Genomic DNA, 22,084 nt, shown 5'->3' with positions numbered 1-22,084 from the left:
TTTTGACTTATGAAATCTAAAACCAGGGATTGATGAAGACCTGGTTACGAAAGCAAACACGGATATCGTAATAGTTATTCACGGATCGTGCTATTAGTGGAGAAAACCTTATTATTAGTGAGGCTGGCCTCATTGTTCCACCCGTAAAATGCTCGTTTTCGTCCGTTAGTGAGGCAAACGAAACTATCAATTTCCTTTGCCTCACTAATAGTTTCGTCTGCCTCATTAACACGCTTGAACATGGGTTTTGGCGCGAAATAGTGAGGCTAGCCTCACGAATAGTTGTGCTTGCCTCATTAACTTGCTTGAACACGGATTTGTGGGGCGAAATAGTCAGGCTCGCCTCACTAATAGTTTCGTCTGCCTCATTAACACGCTTGAACAAGGGTTTTTGGCGAGAATTAGTGAGGCCAGCCTCATGAACAGTTTCGATTGCCTCATTAACACGTTTAAACACGAGTTTTTGCCGCGAATTAGCAAGGCTAGCCTAACTAAAAGTACCCTTTGCCAATTAGCTCTCCAGAACATGGGTTTTCGGTGAAGGATAGTGTGACTTGTCTTATTAGCAGTAGCCTCTTATTTACTTTTTCTCGAGGACATAAGTCATCAACCGCCATGGAGCATGCATCTAAAGCTCTGAAGGATGGTGACGACAGTTGCACGATCAAATGCCCTACACTCTTTATGAAATCTATCGTACGTAAGAGACATGAGAAATGTTGTATTCTACCAAACATGCTTTTATACTTTTATTTAGTGTTGGTTTTGCGTAGTGGGGCTTTCGGAAGGCTGACTATAGAAGTTTAGAGATTTCGGCGCAATGCGGGAAGAATCAGGACGATAAGTGCCGTAACAGTTTACAGAAAAGGCTGGTGAAAATCTTGTACATCGTATCGAATAAAATGATTCCGGTTTCTGACGCCGAACTGGACGATATTCAGCGAGAGACGGGCGTGCGTTTTCCCCCGTCGTATCGAGCGCTTCTGACCCGGTACGGTCAGGGGACTTATTGCGGCTGGGTGAATGTAACCGGTCCGGATCCGGACGTATTGCAGCCTTTTGCCGATTATGATTTTTGGCTGCACGATGAGGATTCTCCCATAACACAGGAGCAAATCAAGGAATGCGTCAGTATCGGGACTTCGATAGATGGCGATTTTCTGGCTGTTCATCCTCAAACGGACGGCATGCTTTGGCTTCCGAGACATGACCAGATCATAACGCTAAAACCGTGCGGGGAAGACCTGTTTATCCATACTTTGGATCGCATTTACTCGGAAGCGTATAAACAAACCTATACCGCATCGCCGTATTTCGAGCCGTGGAATGATACGAGAGTGCATGCTTTCTTCCGGTTTGTTCCCCAGGAGAGCGGCTTGTCGATGACGGAGCTGGCAAGTCTGTGCAAAGCTCGCTTTCTGCCGGACCTGATCGTTGAGGACGAATATTCCTGCAAAATTTTTGTTCAGGCTTTGGGAGGATACTTGCGTTTCAATTATGCCATCGGCACGGAAATCGCCGTTTTTTATGAGAAGGATCGTTCGGAGCTGTATGATGATATTGCTAGGTTTCTTCAGCAGCATAGCTGCAAACTATGGCCTCAAGCAGGCTAACATGACAAGGTTAGCCGATCAGCCGATGACGTACAGTCGGGGGCGGGCCGGTCCATCTGGGTTTATTGCGATGCTTGGCACACGAAAGCAGGGGGCTGCATGCTGCATATCGACGTTTGGTTCGCTTGGGGCTAATTTGGCGAAATATCCGCATCGCGCGACTCCACGGCGTGTGGTGATCGGTCACAAATACGTACTAGTGAGCACTACGGAGGAGGAGAACGAATCATGAGCGAACAGAGCAAAGGCAGCGGACGCAGGACGATTTACAAAAACGGCGACTTCTATACGCCGGAGGGAATTGTCCGGAGCGGATGGATGCAGGTTGACGGCAGCGGCAGGATTAAAGCCATCGGAGCCGAAGGGACGGCCGAACCTGAGCGTGCGTTCGGGGACGATGAGCTTGTCGTCGATCTAAAAGGACGCAGCGTGCTGCCGGGGCTTATCGACGTTCATGTGCACGGCGGAGGCGGCTTCAGCATGATGGACGCCGACCGCGAGAGCTTGGACGGGATGAGCCGCTTTCATGCGTTGCACGGTACGACGTCGTTTTTGGCTACGACGGTGACGGATACGGATGAACGCATCCGGCAGGCGCTGCGCAACGCGGCATCGGCGGTGCAGGAGGGTAGCGTTACGGGAGCGGAGCTGCTCGGCGTGCATCTGGAAGGGCCGTTTCTCAACGCCAAACGGGCCGGTGCGCAAGATCAAAGCACAATACGGCTGCCTGATCTTGCCGCGCTTGAGCAATATGTAAACGACTCTGCCGGTTTGATCAAGCTCGTCACGCTCGCTCCGGAAATGGAGGGCGGGATGGAAGCCGTACAATGGCTTGCTGCGCGCGGAATCACCGTGTCGATCGGCCATTCCGACGCCACCTTCGAAGAAGCTGCAGAGGCGGTGCACCGAGGCGCGAGCCATACGACGCATCATTTTAACGGCATGCGGCCGCTTCACCATCGCGAGCCCGGGCTCGCGGGAGCCGGTATGATGCTGCCCGAGCTGACGACGGAGCTGATCGCGGACGGCATTCATGTGCATCCGGCATTGGTGAAGCTGCTTTTTGATACGAAAGGCGCACGAGGCCTGTGTATGATTACGGATGCGGTATTTTGCGCCGGATTGCCGGACGGCGAGTACGAGCATGCAACGATGAAGGACGGCAAAGTTTATTTGCCGGACAGCGATTCGCTCGCCGGAAGCTCGCTTACCAGCATTCGGGCGCTGCAAAATATGGTCGCTTTCACCGGTTATCCGGTAGAGACGATTCTCCCGTCTTTTACCGAAACCCCGGCAAGACAATGCGGAGCGCTGGAGCGCAAAGGAACGCTCGAGCCCGGGAAGGACGCCGATTTTATCGTGGTTGACGATCGGCTGGAGCTGCTGGCAACCTACGTAAGAGGCGGGAAAGTGTACGAGAGATAGTTGAATATGTTGTAAGGGACTGCCGCTCGGCATACGATAAGCAGAAACGAAGCTATCCGGACACGGTCGATTAAGAGATTTGCGCAGCGGACAGTAAGCTATCATAACATTTCATAAGGAATGGCCCGCTTAATGTGGACCATTCTTTTTTTGTATGTACAGACAGTTTAATCGCTTTACGTCGGCTAATGGAATCAGGAATCCCGGAGCGGCTCCGGATCTGCGGTAAAAATATTCCCCTTGCCGTAAAAATAGTTCATTCATAGACGTAGAAGCCGAAATTATAATGAAAAGATGTCAGGCCGGCATAACGACCGAAAACTTCAATGGAATATTTAAGCGGTACTATGAAGCTTTTCATTATGAAAACGTTCACCTTGGATTGGAAGAGGATTCGGTATATGGCGACCGGTTATGAAACCATCATGTCATGAGGGGGATATATGATGCGATTTAGACAAGTTCACCTGGATTTCCATACCTCGGAGGCTATCCCCGATATAGCTGCCGACTTCAATAAAGAACAATTTCAAGCGATGTTGCAAAAGGGCCATGTGGATTCGATCACAATATTTGCGAAGTGTCATCATGGCTGGGCGTATTTTCCTTCCGAGCTGAACGACATGCATCCGCATCTAGATTTCGATCTGCTGGCGGCGCAAATCGAGGCGGCCCGCGAAATCGACGTGAAAACGCCGATCTACGTCTCCGTCGGCTTCGACGAGAAGCTGGCGCGCCGCCATCCCGAGTGGCTGATGCGCGACGAGGACGACCGGACGAACTGGGTGCAAGGCTTTATGAAGGCGGGCTGGCATCAATTTTGTCTAAACAGTCCTTATCTCGAAAAGATCGTCATTCCGCAGGTCGAGGAGGTTGTCCGCAACTATGACGGCGACGGCATCTTCCTCGATATCGTAGGCGTAAGAACGTGTTATTGCCATACTTGCGTGAACCGGCTGCTTGCCGAAGGCAAAAACCCGCGCAATAAGCGGCATGTCGTTGAGCAAGGCGAGCGCGTTTATGCGAACTATACGAAACGGATCGAGGAGGTCGTTCATAGCATACGTCCGGGCTTGCCGATATTCCATAATGCCGGACATATCGCCCAAGGGCGCCGCGATTTGGCGGCGATGAACACGCATCTGGAGCTCGAATCGCTGCCGACGGGCGGCTGGGGCTACGATCATTTTCCGCTGTCCGCTCGTTACGTGCAGCAGCTCGGCATGGATTTCCTCGGTATGACCGGCAAATTCCACACGTTCTGGGGCGAGTTCGGCGGATACAAGCATCCGAATGCCCTTCGTTACGAAACGGCGCTTAGCTTGGCGAACGGCGCAAGATGCTCGATCGGCGATCAGCTCCATCCAAGAGGTTTCATGGATGAAGCGACGTATGAGCTGATCGGCGCTGCATATTCCGAAGTCGAGCGGAAAGAAGCCTGGTGCGCAAATACGATTAATGTGGCGGACATCGGGGTGTTGTCGGTCGAATCTTTAGGTGTCGACAAAACGGGAGACGCAATGTTTACGGGAAATTCCGACGCAGGCGCCGCGCGAATCATGCTGGAGGGCAAGTTCCTGTTCGATGTACTCGATCCGTACTCCGACTTCAGTCCATACCGCGTTATCGTTTTGCCGGACAATGTGCTCATTACGGAACGGCTGCAAACGAAGCTGGACGAGTTTTTGCGCAAGGGAGGCAAAGTGCTTGCAACCGGCTGCTCCGGCCTTAAGCCGGACAAAAGCGGCTTTGCCATCGATCTTGGCGTCCGCTATATCGGCGAAAATTCGTTTCAGCCGGACTATTTCCGCCCGATGTTTCCTCTATCCAGCTTGAAGCAAGCTTCATTCGTCTTTTATGCGCAAGGGCAAAAAGTCGAGCTGGCCGGCGGGACGGAGCTTGGCAAACGCGAAGATTCCTATTTCAACCGCGACGCTTATTCGTTCTGCTCCCACCAGCATACGCCAAGCTCTCTGAACGACGGGGGACCGGGCATGGCGGAAAGTGAAAACGGCATCTATATCGCCTGGAACGTGTTCGAGGATTATGCGACGAAAGGCAGTCTCGTACTAAAGGAAACGGTCGTATATGCGCTGAACCGGCTGCTGAAGGAAAAAACGCTGACGACGAATCTGCCCGCGCAGGGCATCGTGACGCTGCAGGAGCAGCGGGGCGAATCGCGATATATCAACCATTTGTTGTACGCTTCGCCGGTGAAGCGGGGTGACGGTGTCGAGGTCATCGAGGACATCCTGCCTGTATACGAAATCGACGTGACGCTGCGCCTGCCGGGAGACGAGGTGAGCCGCGTGTATTTGGCGCCGCAAATGACGCCGCTGGCGTTCGATAAACGGGAGGACCGGATAACCTATAAGGTGCCTCGGCTGGAAAACCACCAAATGGTCGTCATCGACTATATACGGGTATAATAACGTTTGGACATGGAACGGAAGGTGTATTTTTCACCTTCTGTTTTGTCGTATCATCGGGAGTTCGGCAGCCCAGAACATCGAAGGTTGGTGAGTTCGGCCATGAAGGGCAATTTGCGCGGCAAACTGCTTGAAAAATACTACTCGTTATCGATCAACAAAAAGATCGTTTTTTCGTTCATAGTGGCTTTTAGCGTGCTGCTTGCTCTGCTGGCTTTGCTCACTTACAAAATATCGTCTTCGATTCTGATTCAGAAAGCGGTCGAAAACACCGAGCAAAATTTGCGGCTCGTTTCCGAAAAGCTCGATCTCATCTTGGATAATGCTGAAAATTATTCAAAAATCGTGATTACCGACAATACGGTGCAGGACGTGTTAAGCAAGCCGCTGACAGACGACCCGCTAATCAACTATCAGCGTTACATTGCGGTGCAGGATTCGTTGAAAGGGATTGCCGATACCAAAACGTTCATCAATGCGGTTATTATTTACGACCGGCTCGGACGTATATACGATTCCGGCAGCTTGGAGGGCGTGGAAGATGTCAGCCGGGCTTATTTTGACAAATTCGCCGGTTCGGCTTACGGGCTGGAATGGGCGGATACGTCGGCAAGCAACTATTGGCAGGGAACGTCGAAATACGATGTGATCAAGCTGTTCCAGAAGTTCAACTCCGACCGCGTCGGACAAACGCTTGGCCTCGTTGAGCTGACGATCATGGAATCGTATATAGCCGATCAATACCGGAATATCGATATCGGAAAAAACGGATCGATTTTTATCGTGAACAAGCGAGGTCTCATCTCTTCGAATACGGACAAGCGGGAGCTGTACAAATCCGTCGCAGACCAGCCCTACTTCTTTTGGGTCACGGCGCATGAAGGGGGCGAGCAATTCCGAGACGCTTCCGGCCGGGAGCTGCTTGTCGTTTCCCGCTATTTTCCGAGACTCGATTGGACGATTGTCGGTACGGTACCGATTCGGGAAATTATGAAGGACAACGATATTTTGACGCAGCGTTTCCTTGCGTTAGGCATCGTATTTGTGCTGACGGGCGTTATCCTTTCCTTTGTCATTGCAACCTCGATCACGAAACCGCTTAATAAAATTAAAGCGACGGTGAAAAACGTGCAGGAAGGCAATTTGGACGTATGGCTCGACTTGAAATCTCGTGATGAAATCGGCGCGCTTGCCCGCGAATTCAACAAAATGGTCGACCGGACGAAAACGCTCATGAGCAGCATGGTCGAAGAGCAAAAGCGCAAGCGGGAGTTCGAGCTCGCCGCGCTGCAGGCGCAAATCAACCCGCATTTTCTGTACAACACGCTGGAGAGCATATGCGCATTGGCCGATTTGAAGCGGAACGCCGACATCGTTGCGGTTGTGAACCGGCTTGCTTCCTTTTATCGCGGCGTGCTCAGCAAAGGCAATGCGATCATCCCGATGGAGGACGAAATTCATATTACCAGGACGTATTTGGAAATATTAAAAGTACGGTACGGCGCTCAATTGGACTACAGCTTTGACATCGAGATGAACGTATACCGCTGCCAAACGGTCAAGCTGCTGCTGCAGCCGATCGTGGAGAACAGCGTTTATCACGGACTGAAAAATAAGCGGGGGAAAGGCTTGATCTCGGTTCGTGCGGCGCTGGACGGCGAAATATTGAAAATCGTGGTGGAAGATAACGGTGTCGGCATGAAACCGGAGACGCTGGAGGGCATATTCAAGCCGCTACTGGATCAGGGTAGGCAGCGGAGCTTCGGGCTGAAAAGCACGGATGAACGGATCAAGCTTTATTTCGGCATGGAATACGGTCTTTCCGTATCGAGCGAGTACGGCGCAGGAACAACCGTTACGGTGAAGCTGCCGGCTATAAGGATGCAGGAGGGAACCGAATGATTCAAGTGATGATCGTAGACGACGAATATTTGGTGCGGGAGCGGCTCAAGATGGTCGTCGACTGGCACGACCTGGGCTTCGAGATTGCCGGCGAAGCTTCCGACGGGGAAGATGCGCTGCTGCAGCTGCAGCATACGCCGATTCAATTGGCGATTGTCGATATCAATATGCCGATCATAGACGGATTGACGTTCGCAAAGCTGGCGCAGCAGGATTATCCGCAGCTGAAAATTATTATCCTGACAGGCTACGGCAGCTTCGAATATGCCAAATCCGCGATGCGGGCCGGCGTAGCCGATTATTTGCTGAAGCCGCTTAATGTCGAGGAATTGACCGACGTGCTCCATAAAATCCGGCAGCGAATCGAAGGCGAAACGGAGCAGAAGCGCCAGAACGACAGAGTCGTCATGACGCTCCGCGCCAGCGACGATATTTTGCGCCAAAAGTTTATCCAAAGCTTGCTGGACGGCACGGGGGCCGAAGCGGCAAAGGATGAAGCGAAGCTTCGCGTGTTTTGCCCGCGGCTCATTCCGGATGCGCCGATTTCGGTTGTTGTTGCGGGCATCGATAAGCATGGAGCGGATGACGGAAGCCCGTTGCCGAATTGGAAACGGTTTGCGGTTCTTAACATTGTCCAAGAAATATTAGCGCAATCCGCGATTAAACATGTGGAGCTAAGCTATGACGATAACAACCGGATCATTGCGATCGTCAATCAAAATCCTGTCCTGCAAGAAGATCCGCGCGGCATTTATGCCAAAGCGGAGCAGCGCAGGCTGGAGGATGCTTGTCTGGCGGCCGTTCGCGCGGTTCATGCTCATTTGAGGTTTTCCATAACGGCCGGTATCGGCAACACACGCGGTCATCTGTCGGAAACGCAGCAATCGTACCGGGAAGCCGTAACGGCATTGAAGCACCGGACTATGTTAGGGGGCGGCCGCACGATACGTTACAACGAATTGCCCAAGCCGACGACGCTGGTTCAACTTTCCGCGATCCGTCAGGAAGCGCTTATTTTGCTTCGTCTCGGGAGCATGCCGGCGATCGAAGACTATATTCGTAATTTGTTCGGGCTGTTGCGCGGGCAAGATCGGCAAATCGATTTTTTGTTTAAGGCCTTGTACGAGTTTATTGCCACCTTAAATCTGTTCGCAGCCGAAGCGAAGATCGAGCTTTCGCCTGCTGTGGAAGAGTCTTTTTCTCCTGAAGCGCTGACCGAACGGCTCGAACGGCTTGAGCTTATCGAGCAGTGGCTGCTGGACGTATACCGCAATGCAGTCGAGCGGACGAGCAGCCAGAAGCAATCTTCGCCCGCGAAGCTCGTTGAGAAGGCAAAGCAATATATCGACGGGCATTTTGCCGACAGCGAGCTGGATTTGAATGAAATCGCCGGCAGCGTGTTCGTAAATCCGAGCTATTTGAGCCGCATTTTCAAGAACGAAACGGGTTATAGCGTCGTGGAGTACATCACGGCGTGCCGGATGGCCAAAGCGAAGGAAATGATCGACAGCGGCTGCAGAAACATGCTTTTCGTTGCGGAAAGTATAGGCTTTAAAGATGCCAATTATTTCAGCAAATGCTTCAAAAAATATTACCGGATTGCGCCTTCGAAATTTTTCGCGGATTCGTAAACGTTCTGTAAAAATATTACCGCTGCCGTAAAAATAGTTCATTCAATCGGAACAACGCTGAAATTATAATGACAATATGTCAGGCCGACATAAAATGAACGCGACAACGGGAGGTCAGGACAGTGAAGAAAAAATCGATCATGACATTGCTTGCGATGACACTTGTATCCACTACAGTGCTGGCTGCTTGCGGCGGTAAAGACGTAAGCAAAGGGGAAACCACAGGCGGCAACGATTCCGCAAAGGCTGGCAAACAAACGGAAATTCACATTTTAACCCGATTCGCGGGCAGCGATCCCAAATCGAAAGCGTTTCAGGATTTGCTCAAGAAATTCATGGAGAAAAATCCGGACGTTAAAGTCGTCGACGAATCGCTGAATGATGAAAACGCCTTCAATAATAAATTCAAAACCGGCGTCGCAACGGGCAATATGCCGGAAATTTGGATGAACTACGGCGGCGAGGCGTTCAAGGATTACGCCAAAAATGTCGCGCTGGATATCGAGCCTTACCTGAAAGAAGACAAAGCATGGTCGGATGCGTTCCTTCCGCTGTTCGATACTTGGAAATACAGCGACCTGCAGGGCATTTACGGCGTACCGAACGAATTTTACAGCGTAGCGATTTATTACAACAAAGAGCTGTTCGAAAAAGCGGGCGCGAAACCTCCGACTACGATTGAAGAGGTTCCGGCACTGGTCGACAAATTCAAGCCGCTTGGCGCCGTGCCGATGGCGATGGGCGAGAAGGAAAACTTCCGCGGCGGCCACTTGATGAACTACCTGTCGATGAAAAAATTCGGCTTCCAAAAAACGCAGGACCTGGTTAGCCGCAAAGCGAAATGGAACGATCCCGACATGGTCGGCTTGCTGCAAATTATGAAGGACTGGCAGGACAAAGGCGTTTTCGGTCAAAATATCGTAACGCTGGATAACAATGCGACGACGGCGATGTTTTTCAGCGGCAAAAGCGCGATGCTGTTCGAAGGCGTATGGGCGGTCTCGTCCATGGCGGCTTCCCCGATCGCGGACAAAATCGGCGTTATTCCGTTCCCGTATTTCCAAGACAAGCCGGAATTTAAGGACACTTGGTTCGGCGGAGCGGGCGGTTACTCCATCGCGAAATCGGCTGAAGCCGGCAAACGGGACGCAGCCGTCAAGCTTGTCAAATATTTGACTTCGGTCGAAGCGTTCCAATATTACTTCGAAGCGACAAAAGGCGGCGTTTATCCGGTGAAGATGGACATGGGTACATCCAAGGTCGATCCGGTGACGACGGAATATATCAAAGCGCAAAATTCGGCGAAAGAGTTCAAAGCCGAAATCGAATCCTACGATCCGCTCGCACAGCTGACGGACAAAACGCGGAACGAAATTCAAGGCATGTTCGCCGGCAACAAACCGCAAAAAACCGCAGACGCCATCCAAAGCTTCGTGGATTCCAACAAATAATATCGCAGCCTGCTTCATCGTACCGTCCGGCCGGGCGGTACGATGATTTGTATAGGCGACATTTTCCGCGAAGGAGGAGAAGCTGAAATGGCTAAAAATAAATCGGTTTGGATTATTGCGGCTTTTTTGGTGCCTACGTTTCTGTTGTATACGGTGGCTTACGTCATTCCAATGTTTCAAACGGCCTATTTATCGTTTTTCTCATGGAACGGCATCAAAAGCGTGCCGCTGGAATTCGTAGGCTGGGACAACTATGTCAAAATGTTCGATAACCCGAATTTTTACCGTTCTTTGAAAAACGTCGGCGTTTTTATATTATCGTCGTTCGTTCTCATCTTGCCGATCGCGTTTACACTTGCTCTCATTACGACAAGCAAAATGCGCGGCACCCGTTTTTTCAAGGTCGCCTTTTTTATGCCGTCCATTCTGCCGCTTACGGCTGTCGGATTGATGTGGCAGTTTTTGCTTCGGGGGCAGGGGGGACTGGTCAACGGAATTTTGACCGCGGTCGGACTGGAATCGCTGACGCGAGACTGGCTCGGCGATCCGGCAATCGCGATATATGTTGTCGTTATCGTCAATGCATGGATTTATTGCGGAATGAACATGATCATTTTCGGCAGCGGGCTTGTGGCGATTCCGGAGGAGCTGTACGAGGCTGCGGAGCTTGACGGAGCAACGGGCTGGAAGAAAATTTGGTATATCACCGTGCCGCTCATGAAAGAAACGATCAAAATTTTCTCGGTGCTTGCGGTTACGCAATCGATTCGCGTATTCGGACAAATTTTTGTGATGACGGGCGGCGGTCCGAACGGCGCAACCGATGTGCCGACAACGATGCTGTATAACGAATCGTTCAAATACAATAATTTTGGCGTGGGGAACAGTATCGGAACCTTTATTATTGTTGCGGCGCTGGTGGCTACGGTCGTGCTGAACAAGCTGATGAGCGCTAAAGCTTCACGATAATCAAACGATCGGCAGGTGAAACTACACTATGAACGCAAACATGAGCATGAAAAAAACGCCCGTTTATATATTTGCGGCGATTTGCGCCGTCGTTTTCATCTATCCATTGATTTTTACGCTGCTGTCGGCGTTCAAGGACAACAATGAGATTTATATGAATTCGATCTTTTCGCTGCCGGTGGAATGGCGGTGGTCCAACTTCTCGCTGGCTTTTGTGGACGCCAAAATCGGCATGTCGATCTTGAATTCGTTCATCTATGCGATCGCAGGGACGCTGTTGACGCTTCTGCTTGCCACGATGGCTTCTTATGTGCTGGCAAGGCACCCGTTTAAGGGCAGCAGCTTCGTTTACATTTATTTTATCATCGGGTTGATGATTCCGATTTTCTCTCTAATGATCCCGATTTCACGTTTGATCGGTTCGTTTAACGGGTTCAACAACTATTTGGTGATGATCGTCTTATACGGAACATTCGAGCTGCCGCTGGCGATTTTCTTGATCACAGGTTTTATGAAGGGAATCAACAAGGAAATCGACGAGTCCGCGGTCATGGACGGCTGCGGCCCGGCGCGTTTGCTATTTCAAATATTGACGCCGCTCGCGATGCCCGCGATTTCGACGGCAGGCATTCTCGCTTTTTTCAGCATTTACAACGATTTGATCTGGAACGTCATTCTCGTTACGGATAAAGAGATGTTCAACATTTCGATGGCGCTGATGGCGTTTATCGGCGAACGCGGCGCATCCCAGATGGGTCCGACATTCGCCGGGATTATGATTACGATTATTCCGACGGTCATCGTTTATTTGCTCTTTCAGGAACGCGTGGAATCCGGACTTGCTGCGGGTGCGGTTAAGGAATAATTGGCGGATCGGCATGATGGGAACACTAGCGGCAGTTTGGGACATTATGTCCTAGGCTGCCGCTGTTTAATTACGCTAGAAAGAGTTGCTTAGGTATAGCTTTCACGCTAACGATGCTTGGCTCTGCTGACGGAATATGGGCTTGCTTTCAGCTTTGTGCTAGAATGAAGGCTGATGGTTGTAAAGGATCTTTGAATCGTGGGTGATTAAAGATATCCAAGAAAAAAAAGAAGAAGCCGCTCCCTCCGAGACGTACGAGGATGAATCGAAACGGCCGGCTTCAGGCGGCGCCTCGGTGGATTGAGCAGTATACGGGCAAGAGATGGATTAGAGGTTATTGCAACTATTTTGCGGTTGATGTCCGCTGTGCGATAGCCGAGCTGAGCCTTCTCGGCATGAAGCTGAATCCGGAGGAAGTCGCGCGGGTTATAGCGGGAGAAGAGGAGCGTATCCGGCATCGCCAAAAGTTGAAGGAAAAGCGGAAAGCCAAAAAAGAAGCGGAATTGAATATGAGCGCGTACGACTCTGATTTTCATCATGCGATTATCATCGGTTACACACCGGGCGGGTTTTCTTATGGGATCACTTGGGAGGAGTATGATAGCTGGAAGGACGATGCCTCGCCGTCGGCGAACGAATCCTGCTATATCGAATACGAATACGAATTCGAAGATTATGGAGAAGACGACCGGGAGACGAATGCGGAGCATTCTTATGAATTTGCGGAACCGGATTTTCTTCGTGACGTCAAACCTTATGACGACCCGGGTGACGAGGAAAGCTTCGGTGAAGAGGAGTTTCCGCTGGATTGGGTTGCCGAAAACTTTTTATACGCTGATTGCGCTGCCTCGCTGGATGAGACGGATTTGCAGTATCTGTCTGTTTCGGAGCCTCCGGATGAACTGACGGTGGATTCCGGCGATTCGTGCGGCGATCTGAACGAATGGTATTGCTTACTGAAAGCGACAAGCGCTTCATATTAGACAAGCGAAAAAGCCAGCTCGCAAATGATGCCCGAACTTAGCTATTGATTATAGATTTTCGACATTCCAGACTAGTTGCCATGCCATTTGGTCGCTGTTTTTCGCTGCAAGTCGATTTTGCCCAACTATTTACAAACTTTTCCGGACGTTTGCTGCTGTAGTTCGAATTTGTCTGCTTATGGCGCTATTTTATCATAAACGGTCGATAAAACCGTGCTGTAAGCGGGCCAAAACGGATTGCGGAGCTTGCCCTACGTTAAACCATTCACGCAAGTGTGTTATTTCGGACTACAGCAACATTCGCCGGGTACAAGGTCCTTTTTTGACGGGCGTTTACCGGAAAACAGGGCGGTCAACCGGGATTGTACTTGTGTTTTTGCGGTGCTCTCTTAGAATAAGCCTTCGGAAGGCTGAAACGCTAAATAAGCTAAAAAATACGCCTCCATCCCGCTACAGCATACAGCAGCGGTTTTGGAGGTGTATTTTTATAAATGGTCCATTTCGTTTTAGCGTTGCTCTATAACAGCCCATTTTTTTAGTTTGCGATCGTATGGCTGCCATTCATGTTTAAGCAGTCACAGAGAACGGTAAACGCGAGCGTCTCAGCTTATGCTTACGAAGTCGCTTTCTTCGAAAGCGTTTAGGACGGCGAAGCTGTTTATTCTTTTTTCATTTCTTTCATATATTCCCTGAAGTTTTCGGCGATTTCTTTCGATCGGGTATGGTGTAAATAATGATCTCCTTCCAATGGCACTACCTTTCCATACATAGACTCTTTAGCTTGCTCTTCATGCAGAGATAGCCAATCTGGCCTGTCCGCATTATTTGACTGTACGAATAAAAGGAGCGGGAGATTTTTAGGGAATGTTAACTTTTGTGCCGCTACAAAATTAGGGTAAATATTTTCCATTTCATTCATTACGCTGGAATTATACACGTTTTTGAGAGTAATCATTCTCATTTGTTCTTTTGTTTCATCATCATGAGGCAGTCCGGCATAAGGATCGCTGCCTAGTTTCAAGGCCAATCGGACTAAACCTGATTTTTTGAGAAATTTAAACATAGTTATTGGAAATTCAACATCCATACCGCCTTGCGTCGATACACTGCTATCGATCCCGACAAACGCGCTCACTTCGTTTGGATATTTGTTGACATAATCGATTCCGTATATACCTGTAATGGAGTGACCCATAAGAATATATCTTTCAATTTTCAGACTCTGCAAAGCTTCATGAATTTCACTTACTATATTCTCCGTGGTTCGTTCTTTTTCGGTTTCATCGCTTAATCCATACCCAAAAGGCTCAATCGCAACGACTTTATAATAGGGAGACAGCTCTTCCACCAGCGGCTTAAAATCAAGCGCCGGCGCTGCCGTTCCATAACCGGGAAGGAGCACGACGGTTTCTTCGCCTTTTCCTTGAGTCAAAACATTCATCTTTTTCCCGTCAACAGGTACTAACTGGCCGTAGGAGTGTATTTTTCCTTCCTCCGATTTGCTGCTGATCTTATCGACGATAAAAACAACGGCCATAAAAAGGACTATTGCGATGAGTAATACGGCTATTGATTTAAGGATAATGGTCATCGTTTTTTTCAGTCTCGTGCTCGGCTTTTTGTTCTTTGCCTCTATTTGTTCCATTCTAATCTTCTCCTGTCCCCATCGGTTTATTCCGGCTGCCTTAAACGAACCGTTAAGGAAAGCTTATATGACGAAGATGTACGCCCAATGACGACAATATGAACGGAATATGAACAAGCCAAAAAAAATGCTGCGGCGTCATATGCAAGGAAATTCGCACATCATGCCACAGCGTGGAGTAAGCGGTCTAAACAATCCGAATGATACCCTATGGATCCAACTAATCCGTTGAAGTTGTGTTTGGCAAGATGACAATAACGGCCGTTCCTCGGCCGGGCTCGCTTTCCACTCGGATGTCGCCTTGATGCAGCGACACGATCTGTTTAACGATGGCGAGCCCCATACCGCTGCCGTCATACTTGCGGCTGTGGGAACGGTCCGCTTTAAAAAAACGCTCGAATATTTTCTTCTGGTCTTCCTGCGAAATGCCGATACCTGTGTCGGACACACGGACCGTCACGTTTTTGGCATCCTGCTTGAGGCTTACGTTTATGACTCCGCCATCGTTAGAAAATTTGATGCTGTTGCCAAGTAAATTCGTCCATACCTGATTTAACAGGTCGTGGTCAGCCGTGAGGGTAACCGCCGGCATATCAAGCTCGAAACGGATATTCCGGGCCGACCATTGCGGCTGGATCGCGACGATGACCCGTCTAATCTGTTCATCTAAACGGAGCGGGACCGGGCGCAGCTGCCGCGACTGCGATTCAAGCAAGCTCAGCTTCAGGAGGCTATCGCTCATCTTGGACATGCGCCGCGCCTCAGCGATGATAATATCGAGATATCGGCTTCGTTCGGTATCCGCGAGATTTGCTTGCTTAAGCGCTATAGCATATCCGGATATCGAGGTGAGCGGCGATTGCACTTCATGCGACACGTTGGCGACAAAATCACGCCGCATTTGTTCAAGCTGCTGCAGCTCGCGCATCATTTCCTCAAAGCTGCGGGCTAACGTTCCCAGCTCGCTTTTTTGCTTAATATTAAGTTTGACGTTGAAGTCCCCGGCTGCAATCCGTTTTGTCGCATCGGTCAGCTTTTTGAGCGGACTTACCAGGAATACGGCGGCAATCAGGATCAATAAGCTTCCTGCTATGAGCGAATACGCCAAAAAGTGCAGTACCCATGTAATGAAGAGTGAGGAGGAAGGGGTAAGCGGCACGGCAAACATTGCTTTCGTTCCTATTTCCGTTTGCAACGGCAGTCCTAAGAGCGTAGGTTCCTTTACAGTCGCAGCGACTTCAACGACTCCTCCATCCAGAACTCTTTTTATTTGTTCCCTAGTCACCGTGGAAGTCGTGTGTCCGCCAAGCGAACCGAATGACTGGATTTGACCTTTTTCATCGTATATTCGAATATAATAAGAACTGAGCTGCTTCATTCCGCTTACGAACGAGTCCGCTTCACGTAACGGAAATGTCTCGTAAATTCGGACGATGTCCTGGCCGAAATGAAGTAAGGCGATTTGCGAGTTTTCGTATAATTTATCTTTAAATACCCAAATGGCCACACCAAAAGCAACGGCGGTGCCCCCGATCACAGCGACTAAAAATGTCAGGACTACGCGTGTGTATAAAGAGCGAATCATTCGTTCACCTCAAGCCGGTAGCCAAGCCCGCGCACCGTTTCGATGCGGAAATCGGGGGTGGCCGCGAACCTTTCGCGGAGGCGTTTAATATGCACGTCTATCGTTCGATCGTCGCCGGTGTAATCGATCCCCCAAATTTGATCGATCAACTGCTCGCGCGTATAGATTTGTCCGGGCGTTCCGGCGAGCTTATAAAGCAATTCGAACTCCTTGAGAGGCAAAGCGAGCGAATCGGAACCTATCGTCACCTTATAGGTTTGCCGGTCCAGAACGACGCTGCCCAACCGAATCGTCTGCGTGGAGCCGATCCGGTAACGTTTCAGCAGTGCCCCGACACGGGCGGTCAACTCCAACGGATCGAACGGTTTCGTCAAATAATCGTCCGTCCCCAGTTGAAAACCTTTCACTTTCTCCCATGTTTCGCCTCTCGCAGTCAGCATAAGCAGCGGAAGATCGGGATTGCTTCTGCGGAGCTCCTTGCATAACGTCCAGCCGTCCATAATCGGCATCATAATATCGAGCACGACAAGATCGATCTGCGTAGAAGCATAAACGGCGAGCGCTTCCTTGCCGTCCGCGGCTTCGGCCGTATCGTATCCGTCGTTGCGCAGAAACAAACAGACAAGTTCGCGAATGTTCGAATCGTCGTCAGCAACCAGTATAGTAGGCATCCGAACCCTCTTTTCCTGTTTCCATCCCATTAGTAGTAACCATTAATTCATTATACTATAACATGTGATGAAGCCCTATAACGCCGCTCCGCACTCCTAAGATTGCCTCAGTAATTTTAAAAAGGAAATGCCCCGCCGGCGCATCGTGCGCAAGCGGGGCATCGTGGTTGTGGCTCTAAATCCCGGTAAACGCCAGCGTCTAAGACGCCGGAAGGCGTTTATCCTTGTTGTGCCTTAATTTCCTCCAGCCCGTGCATATATTTCCGCAATGCGGGAGGAATATAAATCGAACCGTCCTCGCGCTGGTGGTTTTCGAGCAGCGGGATCAGAATACGCGGGGTTGCAGCGATCGTGTTGTTCAGCGTAAAACAGTAACGGTTTCGTCCGTTCTCGTCCCGATAGCGGATGCCCGAGCGCCGCGCCTGGAAATCGGTGACGTTCGAGGCCGAGTGCGTTTCGCCGTAATTGCCGCGGCTTGGCATCCAGGTTTCGATATCGTATTGCTTGTAGTTTTTCTGGCTTAAATCGCCGGTACACACAGCGACGACCCTATAGGGCAGCTCGAGCATTTGCAGCAAAGTCTCGGCATTGCCCACCATCTCCTGCAGCAGCCGCTCGGCAAGCTCGTGATCGTCGCGGCACAGGACGACCTGCTCCACCTTGGCGAACTGATGCACCCGGTAAAGTCCGCGCACATCGCGCCCGGCCGAGCCCGCTTCTTTGCGGAAGCAATTCGAGACGCCGGCAAGCCGGACCGGTTCGCCGACATCGATAATTTCGTCTGCGTAATACGAAATGAGCGGCACTTCCGAGGTGCCGACAAGCCATTTGTCTTCCTCCTCAATCCGGTACGTCTGATCTTTGCCGGTAGGGAAAAAGCCGGTGCCGGCAAACGCCTCGCCGCGAGCGAGCAGCGGCACGTCCATGACCGTATAGCCGAGCCCGTGCAAATAGTCGATCGCCAGCTGCTGCACGGCTCGGTGCAAATGCAAGCCCGCGCCTTTCAGGAAGTAGCTACGCGTGCCACCGACCTTGACCCCGCGGGGAATGTCGAACAAGTCAAGAGCTTCGCCTAACGCGACGTGATCCTTGGCGTTAAACGCAAATTCGGGGACCGTTCCATGCCGTCTTACCTCCACATTATCGTCATCCGAAGCGCCGACCGGCGTATCCGGCGAAACGACGTTCGGCACAAGCAGCATCAGCTCCCGATATTTGCCGTTTATCTCTTCGTGGCTGCCTTCGAGCTGTCCGAGCTCGGTATTAACTTCGTTTGCACGCTGCTTGGCCTTAGCGACCTCCTCATGCTCGTTCGCCCGCATCAGCTGCGGAATCGTTTGCGAGATGCGGTTTCTTTCATTTCGCAAGACCTCGATTTGGCCTAGCAGCTCCCGGCGCCTCTCGTCGAGGTCCAGCAGCTCCGGAACCGAGACGGCGATCTTTTTTTGTACGGCGACCTGTTCGATTTGTGCGGCATGTTCCCTGATAAAACGGATATCCAGCATAGTTATTGCTCCCTTCGCGAGTAAAAAAATACAAAAAGCGCCCTCATCCGATTGGGACGAGGAGCGCTCTGCTCGCGGTGCCACCCAACTTGACCGGTTTGCTGAAGCGCAAATCCGATCCGCCTTGGTTTCGCTGTAACGGGCTGCCCGGTTATTTTAGAGAACGGCGATTGCCGCTCCGGTCATAAACGCCTCCGAGTTGGATGCTCTTCATAGGCATAGTTTGATCTGAAATTAGTGACATTATAGATCAAAACAGATGGGGATGCAAGCGGCATCCGTTTCCTGTCCGTAAGCGGCTTATGCTTATTAACCCGCCGTTTTGGAATTTGGCAGCTTCAGGCTTTCTTCGGCGCGAACACCTTTTTGTCGAAAAGGGTAATCCAAGCGAATAGAACGACGCCAATCAAGAGAAGCGAAGCGGTGCCGATAAACAAGCCGAGCGTTACCGGATTTTCAGCCTTAATATAAAACAGGAACCCGATCGGCATCGTCATTCCCCCGAGGAGCGAAGTCCACGCTTGCACCTTGGATAGCTTTATCATGCCCGGAGTAAATAAATAATAAAACACCCCGAAGGCGAACATGGAAAGCCAGCCGACCACTAAAATGTGGGAATGCACCGGAATAATCGAATAATCTTTGCGACCGGCCATGTCGGAGCCGATAAATACGCCGATCATCAAATACAATGCGGCAACCCGAATGAACCATTTCGTATAAGATTGCATGATTCCGCCTCCTTAGCGGTTATAAATTAGTCATACGTGACTATCTATCGCCATTATAAAGCCGGACTAACATAATAGTCAACAGTGACTATTCGAATCATAAAAAAACCTGCTGACGGCCAGCAGGTTTTTTCCATTAGACAATAAAGGCTTGTAGCCAGGATATCTCAAGAAAGCATGCATTTATCCTTTATAAGTTAATAGTCATGCCGTCATAAGCGACTTGAATGCCATGCGGTTCGAAAATCGCGGTCAAATCCTCGTGCAGCAAATGCGCATTATGCGAAAAATGGGTGACGGCTACTTGGCTTCCCGGTTTAAGCACGCCGTTCGCTTCGAACCACGCTTTTGTTTCGAGAACGGAATCCACATTCATATGGTTTCTCCGGTACTTCGACCGGCCTGTCGTACATTCGAGAATGGCAAGATCAAGCTTCTTGTCCTTCAGAAAATCCCAGGTTTCGTCCGGGAACCAGCCGCTGTCATGTCCGTAAAATATCGTTTTGCCGTCTTTCTCGATGTAATAGAGAAGACAGGTTTCCATCGGGTCGTGATCGGCTAAAAGCGGCACAACCTTGGCTGTTTGCATTTCGAAAGGAACGAACGGCCGGACGATGTGAAACTCGAATTTTTGCTGCTCGAGCCCGACTACGGAAATGCATTTGCTGATCGGCAAATCATGGCCGTAAACATGAATCGGCCTGTCCTCGGTCTGGGCGTAGCCCGGCAGCCGCATATACAAGTCGTCTGCAAGCAGATGATCGGAATGCGAATGGGTGATGAGAAGATCCTGCACGAGGTCCAAATCCAAACCGTCTCGGATCATATGAAAATAAGTGTCGGGCGGAAAATCGATCTTCAGCGTTTCATCGATCATGACGGACGTGCGAGTACGTATGTTTTTACCTCCAAGCGCAAGGGCTTGCTTGCATGTTTCGCACCGGCAAAATAACGAAGGAATACCTTCAGCCGCGGCCGTGCCCAATAAACGGACCTGCATGTGCCACACCCATCCTTTCCTATGAATCTTGTGGATTTATTTGCATTCGACATCATATTACCATGGGATTTTGTGCGTTTTCAATCCAAATCCAAACATTCATAGAAGAAACACACACATAGTCAATCCCGAACAGAAGTCGTAGAATGAAAGGATAGTTTTTATTTGAATCATGCAGGAGGCAACACAATGAAATTGTCCGTGGTACGTATAGCGGAAAGTTTGGCAGAGGCCGAAGGCTGGCAGCTGGAGGATATCAATTGGATCGTCAAAAAATACCGGTTTCGCAAGTTTATGGACGGTATCGCATTCGTAGCCCGCGTTTCGGATGCGGCGGAGAGGCTCAACCACCATCCCTTCATCGCCATCGATTATAAAATGATCACGCTGCGCCTTACATCCTGGCATGCAGGCGGACTGACGGAGCTCGATTTTATCGCTGCCGCCGAGTTCGACCGGGCATTCCTTCCGCTTCGGCCATAGCCCACGAATGGTATATTGCCGATTAAGGCCGTCCCGACCCGGGGCGGCCTTGTTTGGCGTATGGGCGAGATCGGGAGCATCCGCCCAAACCCGGACAATCCCTTCTCACATAGGATAGAAATGTCGAAGCATTCGGCGGTTCGAATGCCGCAAACGGATAAGTCATGCGTATTTTGGCAGAAAGAGGGCGACAGCATGCAGCGTCACGTTATTAGCAAATGGGCCAAAACGGAAGCGCTTCTCCATCACGAATCGATCAAACCGTACATTCCGAAAACGGTGCCGATGACCTCGGGCAATTTGCGCGAAATGCTCGAGCAGCTGCGGATGGTTTACGTAAAGCCGGATAGAGGGACGTATGGCGGAGGCGTCATGCGGGTTGAAATGGCAGGCGGGGTGGAACGGCCTCTGTACCGGTATCAGTTAAACGAACGGATCCGCACCTACCGTACGTTCGCGGCTTTATACCGCAATGTCCGCAGATCGGCGGGCCGAAGGCGCTATCTCGCGCAAAAAGGCATCCATTTGCAAACCTACAATAAAAGACGCTTCGATCTCCGGGTGATGGTGCAGCAAAATTTGCAAAAAAATTGGGAAACGACCGGCATCATCGGACGTGTCGCCCATCCGCGCAAAATCGTAACGAACTTTCATAACGGCGGCAAGCTTGTGCCTGCGGAAACGCTGCTTGGCGCATGTGCCGGCTCTTCCGAGAAAGCGCAAAAAACGCTCGGCAAGCTGGAAAAGCTGGGCGTCGAAGTCGGCGAAGCGCTTCATAAGCATTATCCCGGCCTGCGCGAGATCGGCCTCGACGTCGGCCTCGACGGCGAACTGAAGCCGTGGATTTTGGAAGTGAACACGAAGCCGGATCCGTACATTTTCCGCCGGCTTGCGAACAAGGGGATTTTCGCGAGAATTATCCGCTATGCGAATGCATATGGGCGGGTCACGTAGGGCGGCGTCAATAGCAGGCAAGCGAAAAGCTCGAACTGCTTTTCCTGTTGTCCGCAGCGCGTGTGAAGGGTGTCGGCGTCAGGCCGGCGCACCAAATAAAGCGAGCACGCTTTGGCTGTTACCGTTCAGCCGAAGCGTGCTCGCTTGTTCAAAATGTCAGAAAGTAAATCCTCCGCTGATTTTTCCAATTCCCGTTGAACGCGTCTTGTCCTTCAGCGTATGCTGATGAAGCTGTTTATCCT

At 50.7% G+C, this 22,084-nt stretch carries 17 protein-coding genes; 11 read left to right on the top strand and 6 right to left on the bottom strand.

The window, feature by feature from the left end:
* Positions 1–881: 881 nt before the first annotated feature.
* From DQG23_RS21605 to DQG23_RS21565, 9 genes are all read left to right on the top strand, one after another.
* Positions 882–1,613, top strand: a complete 732-nt coding sequence (locus tag DQG23_RS21605; protein ID WP_113032961.1) for an SMI1/KNR4 family protein — start codon at positions 882–884, stop codon at positions 1,611–1,613.
* A 228-nt stretch (positions 1,614–1,841) separates the two neighbouring features.
* The gene (gene nagA, locus DQG23_RS21600) at positions 1,842–3,038 is read left to right on the top strand and encodes an N-acetylglucosamine-6-phosphate deacetylase (RefSeq protein ID WP_113032960.1); all 1,197 of its coding nucleotides are present in this window, start codon (positions 1,842–1,844) and stop codon (positions 3,036–3,038) included.
* Between the two features lie 446 nt (positions 3,039–3,484).
* Positions 3,485–5,467 carry an alpha-amylase family protein gene (locus DQG23_RS21595; protein ID WP_113032959.1) on the top strand — a complete coding sequence of 661 codons (1,983 nt, stop codon included), beginning with the start codon at positions 3,485–3,487 and terminating at the stop codon, positions 5,465–5,467.
* Positions 5,468–5,569: 102 nt separating this feature from the next.
* Positions 5,570–7,369, top strand: a complete 1,800-nt coding sequence (locus tag DQG23_RS21590) for a cache domain-containing sensor histidine kinase (RefSeq protein ID WP_158560624.1) — start codon at positions 5,570–5,572, stop codon at positions 7,367–7,369.
* A complete protein-coding gene (locus DQG23_RS21585; protein WP_113032957.1) occupies positions 7,366–9,000 on the top strand; it encodes a response regulator in 1,635 nt (544 codons plus the stop codon). The genes DQG23_RS21590 and DQG23_RS21585 overlap by 4 nt, the downstream gene beginning before the upstream one ends.
* Positions 9,001–9,122: 122 nt before the next feature.
* Positions 9,123–10,451 (top strand): extracellular solute-binding protein, encoded by a 1,329-nt coding sequence (locus tag DQG23_RS21580; protein ID WP_113032956.1) that lies wholly within the window; start codon positions 9,123–9,125, stop codon positions 10,449–10,451.
* Between the two features lie 87 nt (positions 10,452–10,538).
* Entirely contained in the window at positions 10,539–11,420 is an 882-nt protein-coding gene (locus DQG23_RS21575) for a carbohydrate ABC transporter permease (RefSeq protein WP_113032955.1), read from the top strand.
* A gap of 28 nt (positions 11,421–11,448) precedes the next feature.
* Entirely contained in the window at positions 11,449–12,285 is an 837-nt protein-coding gene (locus tag DQG23_RS21570; protein WP_113032954.1) for a carbohydrate ABC transporter permease, read from the top strand.
* Positions 12,286–12,545: 260 nt separating this feature from the next.
* A complete protein-coding gene (locus DQG23_RS21565; RefSeq protein ID WP_113032953.1) occupies positions 12,546–13,268 on the top strand; it encodes a hypothetical protein in 723 nt (240 codons plus the stop codon).
* Positions 13,269–13,926: 658 nt separating this feature from the next.
* On the opposite strand, the gene DQG23_RS21560 is transcribed toward DQG23_RS21565, so the two are convergent.
* The 6 genes from DQG23_RS21560 to DQG23_RS21535 all read right to left on the bottom strand — a co-directional run bounded on the left by DQG23_RS21560 (position 13,927) and on the right by DQG23_RS21535 (position 20,405).
* A complete protein-coding gene (locus tag DQG23_RS21560; protein WP_113032952.1) occupies positions 13,927–14,913 on the bottom strand; it encodes an alpha/beta hydrolase in 987 nt (328 codons plus the stop codon).
* A 220-nt stretch (positions 14,914–15,133) separates the two neighbouring features.
* Entirely contained in the window at positions 15,134–16,498 is a 1,365-nt protein-coding gene (locus tag DQG23_RS21555; RefSeq protein ID WP_113032951.1) for a sensor histidine kinase, read from the bottom strand.
* A complete protein-coding gene (locus DQG23_RS21550; RefSeq protein WP_113032950.1) occupies positions 16,495–17,169 on the bottom strand; it encodes a response regulator transcription factor in 675 nt (224 codons plus the stop codon). Before DQG23_RS21550 ends, DQG23_RS21555 begins: the two co-directional genes overlap by 4 nt.
* A 218-nt stretch (positions 17,170–17,387) precedes the next feature.
* Positions 17,388–18,674: a serine--tRNA ligase gene (gene serS / locus DQG23_RS21545; RefSeq protein WP_113032949.1), complete on the bottom strand. Its 1,287-nt coding sequence runs from the start codon at positions 18,672–18,674 to the stop codon at positions 17,388–17,390.
* Positions 18,675–19,012: 338 nt separating this feature from the next.
* Positions 19,013–19,405 (bottom strand): hypothetical protein, encoded by a 393-nt coding sequence (locus tag DQG23_RS21540; RefSeq protein WP_113032948.1) that lies wholly within the window; start codon positions 19,403–19,405, stop codon positions 19,013–19,015.
* Between the two features lie 190 nt (positions 19,406–19,595).
* Positions 19,596–20,405 carry an MBL fold metallo-hydrolase gene (locus DQG23_RS21535; protein WP_113032947.1) on the bottom strand — a complete coding sequence of 270 codons (810 nt, stop codon included), beginning with the start codon at positions 20,403–20,405 and terminating at the stop codon, positions 19,596–19,598.
* 189 nt (positions 20,406–20,594) lie between these two features.
* Between DQG23_RS21535 and DQG23_RS21530 the strand changes: the two genes are divergently transcribed.
* The gene (locus tag DQG23_RS21530) at positions 20,595–20,888 is read left to right on the top strand and encodes a 4a-hydroxytetrahydrobiopterin dehydratase (RefSeq protein ID WP_113032946.1); all 294 of its coding nucleotides are present in this window, start codon (positions 20,595–20,597) and stop codon (positions 20,886–20,888) included.
* Between the two features lie 195 nt (positions 20,889–21,083).
* Positions 21,084–21,842, top strand: a complete 759-nt coding sequence (locus DQG23_RS21525) for a YheC/YheD family protein (RefSeq protein WP_113033097.1) — start codon at positions 21,084–21,086, stop codon at positions 21,840–21,842.
* Positions 21,843–22,084: the final 242 nt, after the last annotated feature.

The organism is Paenibacillus contaminans (assembly GCF_003285015.1).
Classification (GTDB): Bacteria; Bacillota; Bacilli; order Paenibacillales; family NBRC-103111; genus Paenibacillus_V; species Paenibacillus_V contaminans.
The sequence above is the reverse complement of the archived record's forward strand: the minus strand, read 5'-3'. Positions and strand labels throughout refer to the sequence as shown.